This window comes from Mesorhizobium sp. DxT (genome assembly GCF_058448885.1).
On the sequence record NZ_JBZFLJ010000001.1, the window covers coordinates 304,777 to 319,293 of the forward strand.

13 protein-coding genes are annotated in these 14,517 nt (G+C 65.6%); 6 read left to right on the plus strand and 7 right to left on the minus strand.

Features of this window, described 5'->3' with window-relative positions:
• Positions 1–27 precede the first annotated feature (27 nt).
• The 3 genes from ACVJNE_RS01470 to ACVJNE_RS01480 are packed head-to-tail and all read right to left on the minus strand — an operon-like array spanning position 28 to position 2,551.
• Positions 28–1,290 (minus strand): CCA tRNA nucleotidyltransferase, encoded by a 1,263-nt coding sequence (locus ACVJNE_RS01470; RefSeq protein WP_499562339.1) that lies wholly within the window; start codon positions 1,288–1,290, stop codon positions 28–30.
• On the minus strand, positions 1,287–1,919 hold the full coding sequence (locus ACVJNE_RS01475; protein ID WP_499563166.1) for a CoA pyrophosphatase: 633 nt from the start codon (positions 1,917–1,919) through the stop codon (positions 1,287–1,289). The genes ACVJNE_RS01470 and ACVJNE_RS01475 overlap by 4 nt, the downstream gene beginning before the upstream one ends.
• 2 nt (positions 1,920–1,921) lie before the next feature.
• Positions 1,922–2,551 carry a DUF1285 domain-containing protein gene (locus tag ACVJNE_RS01480; RefSeq protein ID WP_499563168.1) on the minus strand — a complete coding sequence of 210 codons (630 nt, stop codon included), beginning with the start codon at positions 2,549–2,551 and terminating at the stop codon, positions 1,922–1,924.
• A 116-nt stretch (positions 2,552–2,667) separates the two neighbouring features.
• Between ACVJNE_RS01480 and ACVJNE_RS01485 the strand changes: the two genes are divergently transcribed.
• The 4 genes from ACVJNE_RS01485 to ACVJNE_RS01500 all read left to right on the plus strand — a co-directional run bounded on the left by ACVJNE_RS01485 (position 2,668) and on the right by ACVJNE_RS01500 (position 9,542).
• A complete protein-coding gene (locus ACVJNE_RS01485; RefSeq protein WP_499562341.1) occupies positions 2,668–3,675 on the plus strand; it encodes an AAA family ATPase in 1,008 nt (335 codons plus the stop codon).
• Positions 3,675–4,583 (plus strand): DUF58 domain-containing protein, encoded by a 909-nt coding sequence (locus tag ACVJNE_RS01490; protein ID WP_499562343.1) that lies wholly within the window; start codon positions 3,675–3,677, stop codon positions 4,581–4,583. Before ACVJNE_RS01485 ends, ACVJNE_RS01490 begins: the two co-directional genes overlap by 1 nt.
• Complete coding sequence (locus ACVJNE_RS01495) at positions 4,583–7,408, plus strand: DUF4159 domain-containing protein (protein ID WP_499562345.1); 2,826 nt, start codon at positions 4,583–4,585, stop codon at positions 7,406–7,408. Before ACVJNE_RS01490 ends, ACVJNE_RS01495 begins: the two co-directional genes overlap by 1 nt.
• Before the next feature lie 61 nt (positions 7,409–7,469).
• A complete protein-coding gene (locus ACVJNE_RS01500) occupies positions 7,470–9,542 on the plus strand; it encodes a hypothetical protein (protein ID WP_499562347.1) in 2,073 nt (690 codons plus the stop codon).
• Positions 9,543–9,616: 74 nt separating this feature from the next.
• Here the strand turns inward: ACVJNE_RS01500 and ACVJNE_RS01505 are convergent, their stop codons facing one another.
• A complete protein-coding gene (locus tag ACVJNE_RS01505) occupies positions 9,617–10,168 on the minus strand; it encodes a GNAT family N-acetyltransferase (protein ID WP_499562349.1) in 552 nt (183 codons plus the stop codon).
• 275 nt (positions 10,169–10,443) lie between these two features.
• On the opposite strand from ACVJNE_RS01505, the gene ACVJNE_RS01510 reads away from it, so the two are divergent.
• A complete protein-coding gene (locus tag ACVJNE_RS01510; RefSeq protein WP_173192763.1) occupies positions 10,444–11,430 on the plus strand; it encodes a glutathione S-transferase family protein in 987 nt (328 codons plus the stop codon).
• 15 nt (positions 11,431–11,445) lie between these two features.
• On the opposite strand, the gene ACVJNE_RS01515 is transcribed toward ACVJNE_RS01510, so the two are convergent.
• Positions 11,446–11,919 carry an NUDIX domain-containing protein gene (locus ACVJNE_RS01515; protein WP_499563170.1) on the minus strand — a complete coding sequence of 158 codons (474 nt, stop codon included), beginning with the start codon at positions 11,917–11,919 and terminating at the stop codon, positions 11,446–11,448.
• 134 nt (positions 11,920–12,053) lie between these two features.
• Between ACVJNE_RS01515 and ACVJNE_RS01520 the strand changes: the two genes are divergently transcribed.
• Positions 12,054–12,956 (plus strand): metallophosphoesterase family protein, encoded by a 903-nt coding sequence (locus ACVJNE_RS01520; RefSeq protein ID WP_499562351.1) that lies wholly within the window; start codon positions 12,054–12,056, stop codon positions 12,954–12,956.
• A gap of 20 nt (positions 12,957–12,976) precedes the next feature.
• On the opposite strand, the gene ACVJNE_RS01525 is transcribed toward ACVJNE_RS01520, so the two are convergent.
• On the minus strand, positions 12,977–13,573 hold the full coding sequence (locus ACVJNE_RS01525; RefSeq protein WP_499562352.1) for a hypothetical protein: 597 nt from the start codon (positions 13,571–13,573) through the stop codon (positions 12,977–12,979).
• 102 nt (positions 13,574–13,675) lie between these two features.
• Positions 13,676–14,437, minus strand: coding sequence for an alpha/beta fold hydrolase (locus ACVJNE_RS01530; protein WP_499562354.1), 762 nt, complete (start codon positions 14,435–14,437; stop codon positions 13,676–13,678).
• Positions 14,438–14,517 lie beyond the last annotated feature (80 nt).

Here is a 14,517-nt window from a genome sequence, read left to right on the forward strand (position 1 = left end):
CGATAAGTTAAGTGCTGCACTGTGGGCTTAAGGCTGCCCAGCACGCGCCAGATCGATGAGCTTTTCGCGATCCAACGAGAACCCGGAGTCGATCCAAGCCTCCTCGAGTGTGCGCAGCGTCTCGCCGACACCAGGGCCCGGCTGTATGCCGAGCGCGGTCAGGTCGCTGCCCTTCACCGGGAAAGCCGGCTTTTGCCAGGTTTCGAGAAAACGCAGGAGCCTCGCGTTCCCGCCCGCCTCTATCAGCGCGCCGTCATCCTGAGCAGCCCTTGCACGGGCCGAGGCCAGCGCTAGCAAGAGCCGGTCGCGCAACCCGGCCACATCGCCGCGATAGGCGACCTTCGCCATCGCCGCTTCACTGGTGGCGTGATGCACAGGGCTGGTCCCTGCCCAGGCGCCGAGCCGCTGCACCTCGGCGTTCGACATCTTCAGGCGTTCGGCCATCGCCGACACACGCGCTTCGTCTGGCGGTATGATCGCCGCCAGCCGCAGCATGGGATCGGCCTGCCAACCAAGATCGCGTTCGGCAGCGACGAGGCCGTGGATGGCGTCGATGCCCCATTTCTCGCTTTCCGGCAGGATCGCGGTCAGAACGCCCGATTGACGCATCCACAACAGCGCGCGCGATGGATCAGGCGCGGCGAGAAGCTTCCTGAGCTCGCTCCACACCCGCTCCGCCGAAAGCCGCGTGAGGCCCTCCTTGAGCCGCGCGCAGGCGCGAATGCCGTCGGCATCCGGCCGCCCCGCGCCATACCAGGCGAAGAAACGGAAGAAGCGCAGGATGCGAAGGTAGTCCTCGCGAATCCGCGTCTCCGCGTCTCCGATGAAACGCAGCGTTCGCGTCTCCAGATCGCCAAGACCTCCGACCAGATCCACCACATCGCCCTGCGCGGTCGCGTAAAGCGCGTTGATGGTGAAATCGCGCCTTTCGGCATCGCGTTTCCAGTCGCGGCCGAAGACGACCCGGGCGCGCCGGCCATCGGTCTCCACATCGTCGCGCAGCGTCGTCACTTCATAGGCGCGTCCGTCGGCGATGACGGTGATCGTGCCATGCTCCTTGCCGGTGGGCACGGTCTTGAATCCGGCCGCCGCGGCACGACGCTCCGTTTCGTCCGGCACATTCGTCGTGGCGATGTCGATGTCCGTTGCAGGTTGCCCCAGCAGCGTATTGCGGATCGCGCCGCCGGCCACGCGCCCCTCCTCGCCATCTTCCGACAGCACGGAAAGCAACCGTTGCAGGCTTTCGTCCCGCAGCCAGCCAGCCCGGTCTGCGATCGATGCACCGCTCACGTGTAGAGCCTTTCGTAGAGCGTGCGGATGATGCCCGCGGTCACGCCCCAGATATACCGCTCGCCGAAGGGCATCGTGTAGAAGAAGCGTTCCTTGTCCTGCCACATACGGCTCTCGCGGTTGTGATTGGCGGGGTTCATCAGGAATGACAGCGGCACCTCGAAGGCGTCGTCCACCTCGTCTTCGTTGAGCGTGAGCAGGAAGCCCGGCTTCACGACCGAAAGTACCGGCGCGATGCGGAAACCGCTGCCCGACACATAATCCGGCATGCGCCCGACGACATCGATGAAATCCGTGCCGAGGCCGATTTCCTCCTCGGTTTCGCGCAATGCGGCAAATTCGGGTGTCGGGTCGGTCGGGTCGATGCGGCCGCCCGGAAAGGCCACTTGGCCGGAATGGCTGCGCAGCTTCTCGGTGCGTTTGGTCAGGATGACGCTTGCCTCGTCGCCCCGGTCGACCACCGGAATGAGCACCGCCGCATCGCGAAGCTTGGCATTCGCGAAAAGCGCCTTGAGATCCGGATTCAGGCTGTGGTCGCCATAATCGGTGTCGTGGTGCGGCGCCTGCTCGCCAGCGGCACGGCGGCGGAAATCGTCCGCCGAGAATGTCCCGATCGTCGAGGCGTCCATCGTCACGCGCTGAGCCTTTTCAGCGTGTCGGCCGGCATGATGGGGAACACCGCACCCTTTGAGCGTACGGCGAACATCGTCCGTCCATCTACGTCGATTTCCTCACCGAGTTCCGCCAGCTCGTACATCACCGGCCGCGCGACCAGCGCTTCCAGCCGCCCGCGCACCAAAAGGTAGGGCTTCAGCCCGTCGGTTCCCTCTTCGTCGACGAAGCGGAGCGGGTTGTCGGGGCCAGCCTCGACCACGTCGCCGACATTGGTGCGGAAGGTCAGCACCTGATCGCTCCCCTCCCCGCTGGCATCGACCTCCACCGCCACGAAGGGCGCATCCTCGACGCGGATACCGACTTTCTCGACGGGCGTGACGAGATAGGTTTTGCCGTCGTCATCCTTGCGCAGCACGGTCGAAAAGAGCTGCACCAGCGGCATCCGGCCGATCGGCGTGCCGAGGTAGAACCAGGTGCCGTCGCGCTTGATCTCCATGTCGAGATCGCCGCAGAAAGGCGGATTCCAGCGCTCGACCGGCGGAAGACCCTTTCCGGCCCGCGCTGCGCGCCCGATCAGCGCCTCCAGTCCGGCGGTGTCGGTGGCCTCGCCGAGGCCCGGAGCGTCATTATCTGTGCGTATAGCCATCGTCACGAAATAGTCACTGTTGTTCCGCTTGTCAGCCTTGTTGCGTGTTTTAAGTTCAACCAAGCCGCACCGCCAAGGGCGATGCCGAGTCGCAACTGACAAGGAACCGGACGCTTATGAGCGTGACGATCAAGGAACCCGCCCTCAGCGAGACCCAGATGGTTGCCCAGGCGGAGGCAGCGCTCGCAGACATTTCCAAGGTGCGCGACGCGGTCGGCAAGGTAATTTTCGGCCAGGAAAGCGTGGTTGAGCGCACGATGGTGGCCCTGCTCGCAGGCGGCCACGCGTTGCTCGTTGGCGTGCCCGGCCTGGCGAAGACCAAGCTGGTCGAGACGCTGGGCGTGGTGCTTGGCCTGGACGGCCGCCGCATCCAGTTCACCCCGGACCTGATGCCGTCCGACATCATCGGCTCGGAAGTGATGGACCAGGACGACAAGGGCACCCGGTCCTTCCGTTTCATCCGCGGACCGATCTTTGCCCAGCTTCTGATGGCCGACGAGATCAACCGCGCCTCGCCGCGCACGCAGTCGGCCCTGCTCCAGTCGATGCAGGAATACCACGTGACCGTGGCAGGCCAACGTCACGACCTGCCGGCTCCTTTCCACGTGCTCGCGACACAGAACCCGCTCGAGCAGGAAGGCACCTACCCGCTGCCGGAAGCGCAGCTCGACCGGTTCCTGATGCAGGTCGACATCCTCTACCCCGAGCTGGCGGCCGAGCGGCGCATCCTGCTGGAAACGACAGGCGTCGAGGATGCGACTGCCGAAAACGTTCTTTCGGCGACGCGTCTCCGGGAAATCCAGACGTTGATCCGGCGCATGCCGGTTCCTGAAAGCGTGGTGGAGGCGATCCTCTCGCTGGTGCGCTCCGCGCGGCCGGGACAGGGCAATGCCGAGACCGACAAGCACGTTTCCTGGGGCCCTGGCCCACGTGCCAGCCAGGCCCTCACATTGTGCGCTCGCGCTCGCGCCCTCTTCGACGGGCGGCTTGCACCGTCCATCGACGACGTGCGCGCGCTGGCTGAACCCGTGCTCCAGCACCGCATGGCGCTTACCTTCGCGGCCCGCGCCGAAGGCATGAGCGTGCGCGACGTCGTGGCCAAGCTGGCGAAAGCGGCCGGCTGATGGCACGCGTCGGCGAGGCCGCACCCCCGGTCGCGGCTCGCGACGCCCTCGCCCGCGCCCGGCTGCGCGCTTCGCTGGTGCCCGACCTGCTGGTCGAGGCCCGCCGCGTCGTCAACACTGTGATCGCCGGCTGGCACGGCCGCCGCAAGCGCGGCATCGGCGAGAATTTCTGGCAGTTCCGCCCCTATGTCGAAGGCGAGACGATGTCGCGCATCGACTGGCGGCGTTCCGCCCGCGACGACCATGTCTACGTCCGCGACAAGGAATGGGAGGCTGCTCACACCGTGTGGCTGTGGGCCGACCCCTCGCCGTCCATGCTCTACCAGTCGCGCGGTGCTTCGGTGTCCAAGGAATCGCGTGCGCTCGTCCTGATTCTTGCCTTGGCGGAGCTGCTCTCGCGCAGCGGCGAGCGCATCGCATGGCCGGGACTCAGCGATCCGTTCACGGCGCGCAACGGCGCCGAACGGCTGGCCTCCTACCTGCTTCACGCCGGCGAGTTGCCTGCGCGGCCCAATCTTTCGCAGTTGCGCCGGTTCAGCGACATCGTCGTTGCCGGCGATTTTCTCGATCCGGTCGAAGAAACGTTTAAATGGCTCGATCCGCTGGCCCAGCGTGGCGTGCGCGCGCATCTGATCGAGATCAGCGATCCGGCCGAAGAAAGCTTTCCCTATTCCGGCCGCACCGAATTCACCGATCCTGAAACCGGCCAGAAGCTGACGGCCGGCCGCGCCGAAACGCTCGCGGAGGACTACCGCCGGCTCTACACGGCGCGCCGGCAGGAACTCGCAAGCCGCTGCGCCAAGCTCGGCTGGAGCTACACGGTCAATCATACGGATCGGCTCGCCTCGGACGCGCTGGTCAAGGTTCACATGGCGATGACCGCCGATGTCGGGCATGGAGGCCGCTGATGGGTTGGCTCCCGATTTCGTTCGGCTTTCCCGCGATTCTGTTCGGGCTTCTCGCCCTGCCCGTGATCTGGTGGCTGCTGCGCCTGACGCCGCCGAAGCCGCAGACCGAGACCTTCCCGCCTCTGCGCATCCTCGCGCGCGTGATGCGCAAGGAGGAAACGCCGCACCAGAGCCCGTGGTGGCTGACGCTGCTGCGGCTTCTGATGGCGGCGCTTGTGATCTTCGCGCTCGCAGACCCGATATTCAACGCCCGCGAGGCAACGCCGGCAAGCGGTGGCGCGACAGCGATCGTGATCGACAATGGCTGGGCGAGCGCGCCCGACTGGGAGGTTCGCGTCGCCACCGCCGAGCGCCTGATCGAGGATGCCAACGATGCCGGGCAGCCGGTCGTCCTCGCCTTCACCGCCGAGCAGACCAACACGGAGATCGGCCCGTTCGATGCCGCCACGGCGCGTGAGCGGCTCGCGGCTGCCGAGCCCCGCCCGGTTCCGGTCGACCGGCCCGCAATGTTCACGCGCGTGGCGCAGGCGCTGGAGGCCGTCCCGGACGCGACCGTAGCCATGCTTTCGGATGGGCTCGCGACCGACGGCGACGAAGCCGCATTCGAAGCGCTGCTTGCAGGCAGCGCGGGCCAACTCGTCTGGATCGAACCGAACGAACTGGCCATGATCGGCGTACGCGAAAGCGACAACCTCGCCGACGCCTTCACGTTCAGCGCCGTGCGCAGCACAACCGACGCGTTGCCGCGCCAGGCGACGGCAGCCGCGTTCGACGATCGCGGCCGCCGCATCGCCGAGACGACACTGTCCTTCGGCGCTGGAGAAACCGAGGCACAGGGACAGTTCCGCGTGCCGTTCGAACTGCGCAACGACTTCGTTTCGATTGCCGTCGACGGGCAGAACCAGGCCGCGTCGGTCTATCTGCTCGATGAAAATTCCCGCCGGCGCCGCGTCGGCCTGATTTCGCAGGCCGAAGCCGACGCCGCGCAGCCGCTTCTGTCGCCGCTCTACTACATCCGCCGTGCGCTGGAGCCGTTTTCCGATCTGGTTGAGCCATCGAGCACCGACCTGAATGAGGCGATCCCGGAAATCCTCGAGCAACGCCCGGCCATGATCGTCATGGCCGATGTCGGCACGCTGCCCGATACGGCCCGCGAGCGCCTCGTCGAGTGGATGAACGAAGGCGGCACGCTCGTCCGCTTCGCGGGCTCTCGCCTCGCTGCTGCCGGCAATGACGAGGAACTGCTGCCGGTCAGGCTGCGCACCGGTGAGCGCGCGCTGGGCGGCGCCCTCTCATGGACCGAGCCGCAGCCGGTGACAGAGTTTCCGTCCACCGGGCCGTTCGCGGATCTCGCGCCACCGACCGAAGTGACCGTCTCGCGGCAGGTGTTGGCCGAGCCGACCGCCGACATCGTTGAGCGCACTTGGGCGAACCTTGCCGACGGCACGCCGCTGATAACGGGCGGGCCGCGCGGCGAAGGCACGCTGGTTCTGTTCCACGTCACGCCCGAGGCGACGTGGTCGAGCCTGCCGATCTCCGGTTCCTTTGTCGAGATTTTGCGCCGCATCGTGCAGCTTTCGCGAAACCAGGGCCGCATCGACGCATCCGGCGAGGGTGCAGCCGGCTCGCTCGCGCCCTACCGCATGATCGCCGCCGACGGCCAGCTTATGCCGCCGGGACCCGAGGCACGTCCGCTGGAGCCCGGTCAACGGCCTGCCGTCACCATCGAGAATCCGCCCGGCTTCTACGGCACCGAAGAAGGCGTGGTCGCGCACAACCTGCTGGCGCCCGATGCTACCTTCAGCCCCATCGAGCGCCCTGAGACCGGCCTGCCCGTCACCACAGCCGCCTATGCGTTCGATGAGGCGGTCGACCTCAAGGGGCCGCTGATCGCCGCCGCGCTCGCCCTGATGCTGCTCGACACGCTGGCCGTCTTCTGGATGGGCGGAATGTTCGCGCGCCGGTCAGGTCTGCGGTCGGGTCCGGCCCAGACGGCTAGCCTTGTCGTAGCAGCGCTCGCAGGCGGCCTCATATTCCTCCCGACCATTGCCGACGCGCAGGATGCCCAGCCCGACGACGAGGCAGCAATCGCCGCGATCTCGCAGACGCGCATCGCCTATGTCGTCACCGGCAACGGGTCGGTGGACGCGGTCAGCCGCGCTGGCCTGCAAGGCCTGACGCGCTATCTGGTCGAGAAGACGGCGCTCGAACCGGCCGAACCCGCCGGCGTCGACATCGAGACCGACGAACTCGCCTTCTACCCGCTGATCTACTGGCCGATCGACGAAGCTGCGGCAATGCCGTCGGAGACCGCGCTGGCGCGCGTCGACGCCTATATGCGCGAAGGCGGCACGGTGCTTTTCGACACACGCGACCAGTATTCGAACGGATTCGGTGCAAACGCCGCGAGCCCTTCCACGCGGCGGCTGCGTGACATCCTCGCAAACATGAACGTGCCACCGCTGGAGCCGGTGCCGCAGGACCACGTGCTGACCAAGACCTTCTTTATCATGCCGGATTTCCCCGGACGCTTCGCCGGTGGCCCGCTCTGGGTCGAAGCCTCGTTTGATGCGGCGAACCCCGACAACAGGCCGGTGCGCACCGGCGATGGCGTCTCGCCGATCATGATCACTGCCAACGATTTCGCTGGCGCCTGGGCGATCGACTCCTCCGGCGCACCCATGTTCCCGACCGTACCGGCCGACCCGATGCAACGGGTCTATGCCTACCGGGCCGGCGTCAACATCATGATGTACATGCTCACCGGCAACTACAAATCCGATCAGGTGCACGTGCCGATCCTTCTCGAACGGCTGGGGCAGTAACGATGACCCTTTCCGCGCCCTGCTCTTTCGCGCCAGCCGGTGATGCACAGGCGGGCACCGCATGAACTGGTCGCTCTCCTTCGAACCCCTGGTTGCCTGGAGCTGGATGGCCGCCATCCTGCTGCCGGTCGCCGTGCTTGCCGCTGTCGGCCTTGCGCTGCGCCAGCGTGGGGCGTTGCTGCGGCTTGCTGCGTTTGCGGCGCTGGCCGTCGCGCTGCTCAACCCGGTGCTGCTGGACGAGGAACGCGATCCACTGCAAAGCGTCGTCGCCCTCGTGGTCGACCGCAGCCAGAGCCAGGACATCGGCGACCGCGCGGAGACAACGGAGGCCGCCGTCGAAACGTTGCGGACGCGCCTTGCACGTTTCCCGCAATTCGACGTTCGCGTGGTCGAGGCGGGGCGCGCGAGTGCCGCCGACGACCGCACGCAAACCCGGCTTTTCGGCGCGCTAGACAACGCTTTCCGCGACGTGCCGCCATCGCGGGTGGCCGGCGCGATCATGGTCACCGACGGGCAGGTCCACGACGTTCCTGCACAGGTCGATGAATCGGGTGCGCCGCTGCACGTGCTCGTCACCGGCGACGAGGATGAATTCGACCGCCGCATCCGTTTCGAGCGCGCACCGCGCTTCGGCATCGTGGGGCGCCCGGTGGACCTGACTTACCGCGTCGTGACCACCGGCGACGAAGGTGGGCTGGTCGACGTGCGCGTGCTGGTCAACGGAGAGCTGGTTTCTGTCGAACAGGCAGTCGTCGGCCAGGAAATGCCGCTGGAGCTGATCATCCCGAATGCCGGCAAGAACATTGTCGAACTGGTCATCGACACGGCACCGGGCGAGCTCACCGACACCAACAACCGCGCCATCGCCATGCTTGACGGCATCCGCGAGAACCTGCGCGTGCTGCTCGTTTCCGGCGAACCGCATGCCGGCGAGCGCACCTGGCGGAACCTGCTCAAGTCCGACACCTCAGTCGACCTGATCCACTTCACCATCCTGCGCCCGCCGGAGAAGCAGGATGGCACCCCGATCAATGAGCTCTCGCTGATCGCCTTCCCGACGCGCGAGCTGTTCGTCGAGCGCATCAACGATTTCGACCTGATCATCTTCGACCGCTACCAGCACCGCGACGTGCTGCCGATCCTCTATTACGACTACATCGCCGAATATGTGGAAAATGGCGGCGCGCTGCTGATCGCAGCCGGCCCCGAATATGCCGGCAACCAGTCCATCGCCCGCACGCCCCTGATGTCGGCCTTGCCTGCAATGCCCACCGGCAGCGTCTTCGAGCAGGGTTTCTACCCGCGCCTCACCGACACTGGCGAGCGCCATCCGGTTACGCGCGGGCTCGAGGGTTCGGCTGCCGAGCCGCCGCAATGGAGCCGCTGGTTCCGGCAGATCGACATCCAGTCCCCCGAGGGCGAGGTCGTCATGAACGGCGCCGACGACCGGCCGCTGCTGGTGCTCAACCGGCGCGGCGAAGGGCGCGTGGGCATGCTGTTGTCCGACCAGGGCTGGCTATGGGCGCGCGGCTTCGAGGGCGGCGGCCCGCACGTATCGCTCTACCGGCGCATGGCGCACTGGCTCATGAAGGAGCCCGAGCTGGAGGAAGAGCGCCTCACCGCCTCCGGCCGCGGCATGACGCTCGACATCACCCGCCAGACCATGAGCGACGATCCGGGACCCGCGACGGTCGTCTCTCCGTCCGGCCAGTCGATCGACGTTACGCTTGAACCGTCGACGCCGGGCCAGTTCACCGGCAGCGTCGAGACCGACGAGATCGGCCTCTACCAGATCGGCAATGGCGATCTGACGACGCTTGCCCATGTCGGCCCGGTCAACGCGCCCGAATTCCAGGATACGGTGTCGACGACCGATGTGCTGCGGCCTGCTGCGGAAGCATCGGGCGGCAGTGTGCGGCGTCTGGCGGCAACGCTTGCCGGCGGCGTTTCCGTGCCCAATGTCGTGCCGGTTCGTGCAGGCGGCGAGGCTTCCGGCCGCGACTGGATCGGCCTGCGCACCACCAATGACAGCGTGTTGCGCTCGGTCAGCCGCGTGCCGCTGTTCGCGGGCTTCTTCGGCCTCGCCCTGCTGCTGATGGCGCTGGGCGCGATGTGGTATCGGGAAGGAAGGTAAGTAATCAGGTGAGTAGGGCATTAAGGCAGTACGCAGCCGGACATATTGCCCTACTGCCCTATTCCCTTATTCCACTACTCCGCCGCCTTCAGCCTCTTACGCTCGACGGGCCCGCTGGCAGCGGCAGCGCCCGCATGCCCCACCTCCCCAGCAAACCCTGCCAGCGCACCCGGCTTCAGTTGCGCCGCCAGCAGCCGCCTCGGATCGACCGGGCGCGGCATGATGAGCTGGCCGTTCGGCACCACCACATCGAAGCCGAGAGGCGCATAATACGGCGCGTCGCCGACGAGGATCACGAGACCCCAGCCATCCTTGCCTGCCGCCTCCAGCGCGATCGCGACAAGCTTCTTGCCGATGCCCAGATTCTTGTAGGTCGGCCGCACGGCCAGCGGCCCCAGCAACAGCGCCGTGGCGCCACCGGCCGCGATCGGCGTCATGCGCACCGATGCGACGACCTTGCCGTCCACGAGCCCGACGAAGGACAGGTCGCGCCGGTGCGGCCCGCCCTCGCGGATCTTGTAGGCAGCGCGCGCGAAGCGACCCGGCCCGAAGGCTTCCGCGTTGATGTCTTCGATTTCGGGGTCGTGCGCGGCAAGTTCCTGCGCGTAGGCGACGTCAAGGCTCATGGTCGTATCCGGTTTGCAAGCGTGAGAACGGTTGATGCGGCAAGCGCCGCCAACGCCCCTGGGGGCGTTCAGCCAATTCGTCGTCGCTCGAAACGGATCGTGGTCACGGCAGTCTCCTCCGCCCGGATAGTCCGGACGAAATTTCCGCTAGCACCAAAACCGGCGGTCCGCAATCGCAGATTCTCACGCGTGGTGACGAACTGTTCATCGCCCGGCGCATTTCCCGGAGGTGGGCACGTGCCTAGATTGAAAGGAACACAGCAAGGAGCAATGCAATGGGACGTCTCGTCGACGGTATCTGGAAAGACGAATGGTACGACACCGGCAGCGACGGCAAGTTCAAGCGCTCCGAGTCCCAGTTCCGTGACTGGATTACGGTCGACGGCAAGCCGGCGGAAGGTCGCGAACGAGGCTTCAAGGCCGAGCCCGGTCGCTATCACCTCTACGTTTCCTATGCCTGCCCATGGGCCCACCGCACACTTGTCTACCGCAAGCTGAAGAAGCTCGAGGACGTCATCTCCGTCGACGTCGTGCATCATTTCATGGGTGAAAACGGCTGGACCTTCGTGGAGGAAGACGGTGCCACAGGCGACACGCTCTACGGCAGCGAATTCCTGCATCAGATCTACACTCGCGCCGACCCGACATATTCCGGCCGCGTGACGGTGCCGGTGCTGTGGGACAAGAAAGAACAGACGATCGTTTCCAACGAGTCGTCCGAAATCATCCGTATGCTCAATTCAGCCTTCGACGCGTGGGGCGACGCGTCGGTCGATCTCTCGCCGGCACATCTGCGGCGGGAGATCGACGCAGTCAACGACCGCGTCTATCCGGCGATCAACAACGGCGTCTACCGCGCGGGCTTCGCCACCACGCAGGGCGCTTACGAAGAAGCTTTCGACGAACTCTTCGACGCGCTCGACGATATGGAGCAGCGTCTCGCCCGCAGCCGCTATCTGGTCGGCGACAAGACAACGGAAGCGGACTGGCGGCTTTTCACGACCCTGATCCGCTTCGACGCGGTCTATTATTCGCACTTCAAGTGCAACCTCCGGCAGATCCGCGACTATCCGAACCTGTCGAACTATCTGCGCGATCTCTATCAGGTGCCGGGTATCGCCAGCACGGTCAACATGCTGCACATCAAGGCGCATTATTATGCGAGCCATGAAACCGTGAACCCGACGCGCATCGTGCCAAAGGGCCCGGAACTCGACTTCACCGCGCCGCACGACCGCAACCGGTTCAGGAAAGCAGCCTGAGGAGCCTGCCGGCGGCTACCAGTAAGCCGCCGTTGGTTCGCCTGCGAACAGCTCCGCAATGCGCCGACGTGTCGCCGGCGTCGTTTCCTCCGGTAGAGCATCGATCGGGAAGAAGCCCGCTTCGGCGACTTCGGCATCCGGCTTTTTCGGCGCCGTCTGCCGATAATCCGTAATGAGATACACCGCGACATGATCGCGCCGGCTCGATTGTCTGTTGAAGTGAAGAGACTTCAGAACGGGCATCGAGAGCAGCTCGATATTGGCTTCTTCCACCAGTTCGCGCCCCAGCGATTCAAGCGCCGTCTCTCCGGCCTCCACGCCCCCGCCGGGAAAATGCCAGCCCGGTACATAGGTGTGGCGCACGAGAAAAACGGCATTGTTGCCAGCGTCATGGATGACCCCGCGTACCCCGAACGTCATCGGTCGGCGCAGCAGGAACCAGGTGTGAAAAAGCCGCCCACGCAAGCGTGCCCAAAAACGCTGGCGCATGAATGGAGGTTCGGCGTCACTCACCGGCAAGCCTCCGAGATATTTGGAGACAGGTGCGGCATCCCGGCGCGGCAGATCCGCTTTTCGCCGAAATGCGGTTCCCACCCTTCGCGCTCATGCTCTAAAGAATAAAGATGTTCAGGCTTGCACATCTTTCCGACATCCATCTCGGCCCCCTGCCCGACCTAGCCTATCGCGACCTCGTCTCCAAGCGGATAACGGGCTACATCAACTGGCGCCGCCATCGGCGCTCCAACCTGCACGAAGGCATCATCGACGCCATTGTCGCCGACCTCAAGGCTGCGGAACCCGACCACATCGCCGTCTCGGGAGACCTTATGAACCTCGCCCTGAGTGGCGAGGTCGAGCTCTCCCGCCTCTGGCTCGAGGCGCTGGGCGCGCCTGACAAGGTGTCGGTTGTGCCCGGCAACCACGACGCCTACGTGCCCGGCGCGCTCGACAAGGCCTGCGCTGCCTGGGGTCCGTGGATGCATGGCGATGGCATGGAGGAGCCGGCCCGGCGCGGCGCGTTCCCTTTCATGCGCGTACGTGGAACTGTCGCCGTGATCGGCGTCTCGTCGGCACGCGCGACCGCGCCGTTCATGGCAAGCGGCTTCTTCGGCGACGGCCAGGCGGAACGGCTGGCGCGACTGCTCGACGAGGCCGACGCCCAAGGCTTGTGCCGTGTCATCATCATCCATCATCCGCCGGTGCGCGGCGCAGACCCCGCTCACAAACGCCTGCTCGGCATCGGCCGCTTCCAGAAGGTGATGCGCAAGCATGGGGCGGAGCTCGTGCTGCACGGCCATACGCACCTGCCAACCACGCACCGCATCGAGGGGCACAAGCGCGACATTCCTGTCGTGGGCGTTGCCGCCGCCGGCCAGGCACCCAAGGGCAAGCGTCCGCCCGGACAGTACAATCTGTTCGAGATCGGAGGCGATGCCGGAGCGTGGCGCATAGCACTGACGCGCAGGGGCCTTTCGGAGGACGGTACGAAGGTTCAGACAATCAAGACCGAGTTGCTGGCGGAGTAGCGCGCTCCCCGCATCCAAAGTCAGAAAGATCGCCCCAGCATATCCGCAACCTGTGGCCACGACAGCATCAGGATCACCGCCACGCCGACCAGCCCGCCGAGCAGGATGATACCGAGGCCGCGCAGGACGGACGAGCCCTTCTTTTCCTTGTCATTGTCCTGAGACACATAGAGGCGCGGGTCGAGCAGGGTCACCTCGCCTTCCAGCATCCGCCGTCGCTCGATGACACGTTCGGCGATGTAGCGCGTAACCTGGTCCGCGACCTTCTTGATATCGCTTGACTCGGCAAGCACCACACGGCCCAGCCGCGTATCGCGCAGGAACCGGTAAGTGCGACGGTCACGCCCCATCGTCACATGGGCGACGGAATCGATCCACAGGCGCGGCTGTGCGCCGGCGGAGATGGCGAAGTCGAAGCGTTCGTCATCCTCGTCCACATCGGCGAAAACGGGTTTCAAATCGTCGGCCAGCAGTTCCAGCCGCGTGCGCTGCGCCTCACGAATGTCGACGACGACATCGTCACGGTCGGCGACCGCGTTCTTCACGTCGCGGATCGCCTCGGCAAGGCGGCTGCCCGACTGCCGATCGGCATTCATGTCCTCGACTGGCTCGCTCATCGGCCGGCCTCCAATGCTTGGTTAAGCAATCGTTAACACAGACAGTCGGCGAAATCACGGCGCAACCGATTTTGCGCACCGCTATCGCAGGCTTAAGTGGCCTCAGTCGCGGAGCCCGGCCGTACGACGGATTATTGCCAGCATCTCGTCGGGTGCTTCGTCGGGCAGCATATGGCCGATATCCGGGAATATATGAACCGCGAACCGCCATGGCAGGCCCTGCGCATGGCGCGCAGGCAGCACGTTGTCGAGCCCGCCCCAGACGACGCTGACCGGCATGCGAAGCGCTTCCAGCCGTTCCTTCGGAAGCAATCCCTGCCGGCCGTCCCGCACCAGTCCGGCCGCGATGGCGATCAGCTTCTCGCCGGCACCGGGTGCTGCGCGTGCGGCGAGCGTGTCGGCGATAACCGTATCGGAAACGGGCGACATCCAACCGTACATCGCCTCCATGCAGGGGCGCAGCTCAGCTTCGTCTCGTGCGGCCGCATAACGAGTCAGCAGGCGGTGATTGATCTCAGGTCCGAAACCGCCCGGCGATAGCAATGTCAGCGAGGCGACCCGCGCAGGCTCCAGGATGCCCGTCAGTGCTGCAACCGCACCGCCCATCGAGTGGCCGACGAGATGAACCCGCTCCAGTCCGCGTGTGGCAAAATCCTCGAGCAGCGCCTGCGCCGCGACTTTTGCCGATCCGGCTTCGGGATAGGCAAGCGAAGCACCATGGCCCGGCAGGTCATAGGCAAGGGTGGCCGCACCGTCCGCAAGACGCTCCTGAACAGGCGTCCACGCCGCGTGGCTGCCGCCGAAGCCGTGCAGCAACGCGATCGTTTCACTGCCGCTGCCCAGTTCCCGCGCGAAAAGCGCCATGCTCCACCTCCCGGAATCAACAATTAAAGGAAGCGGACGTTTCCATGAACGCGGGTTCGGGTAAAGGTATCGTAGGCCAG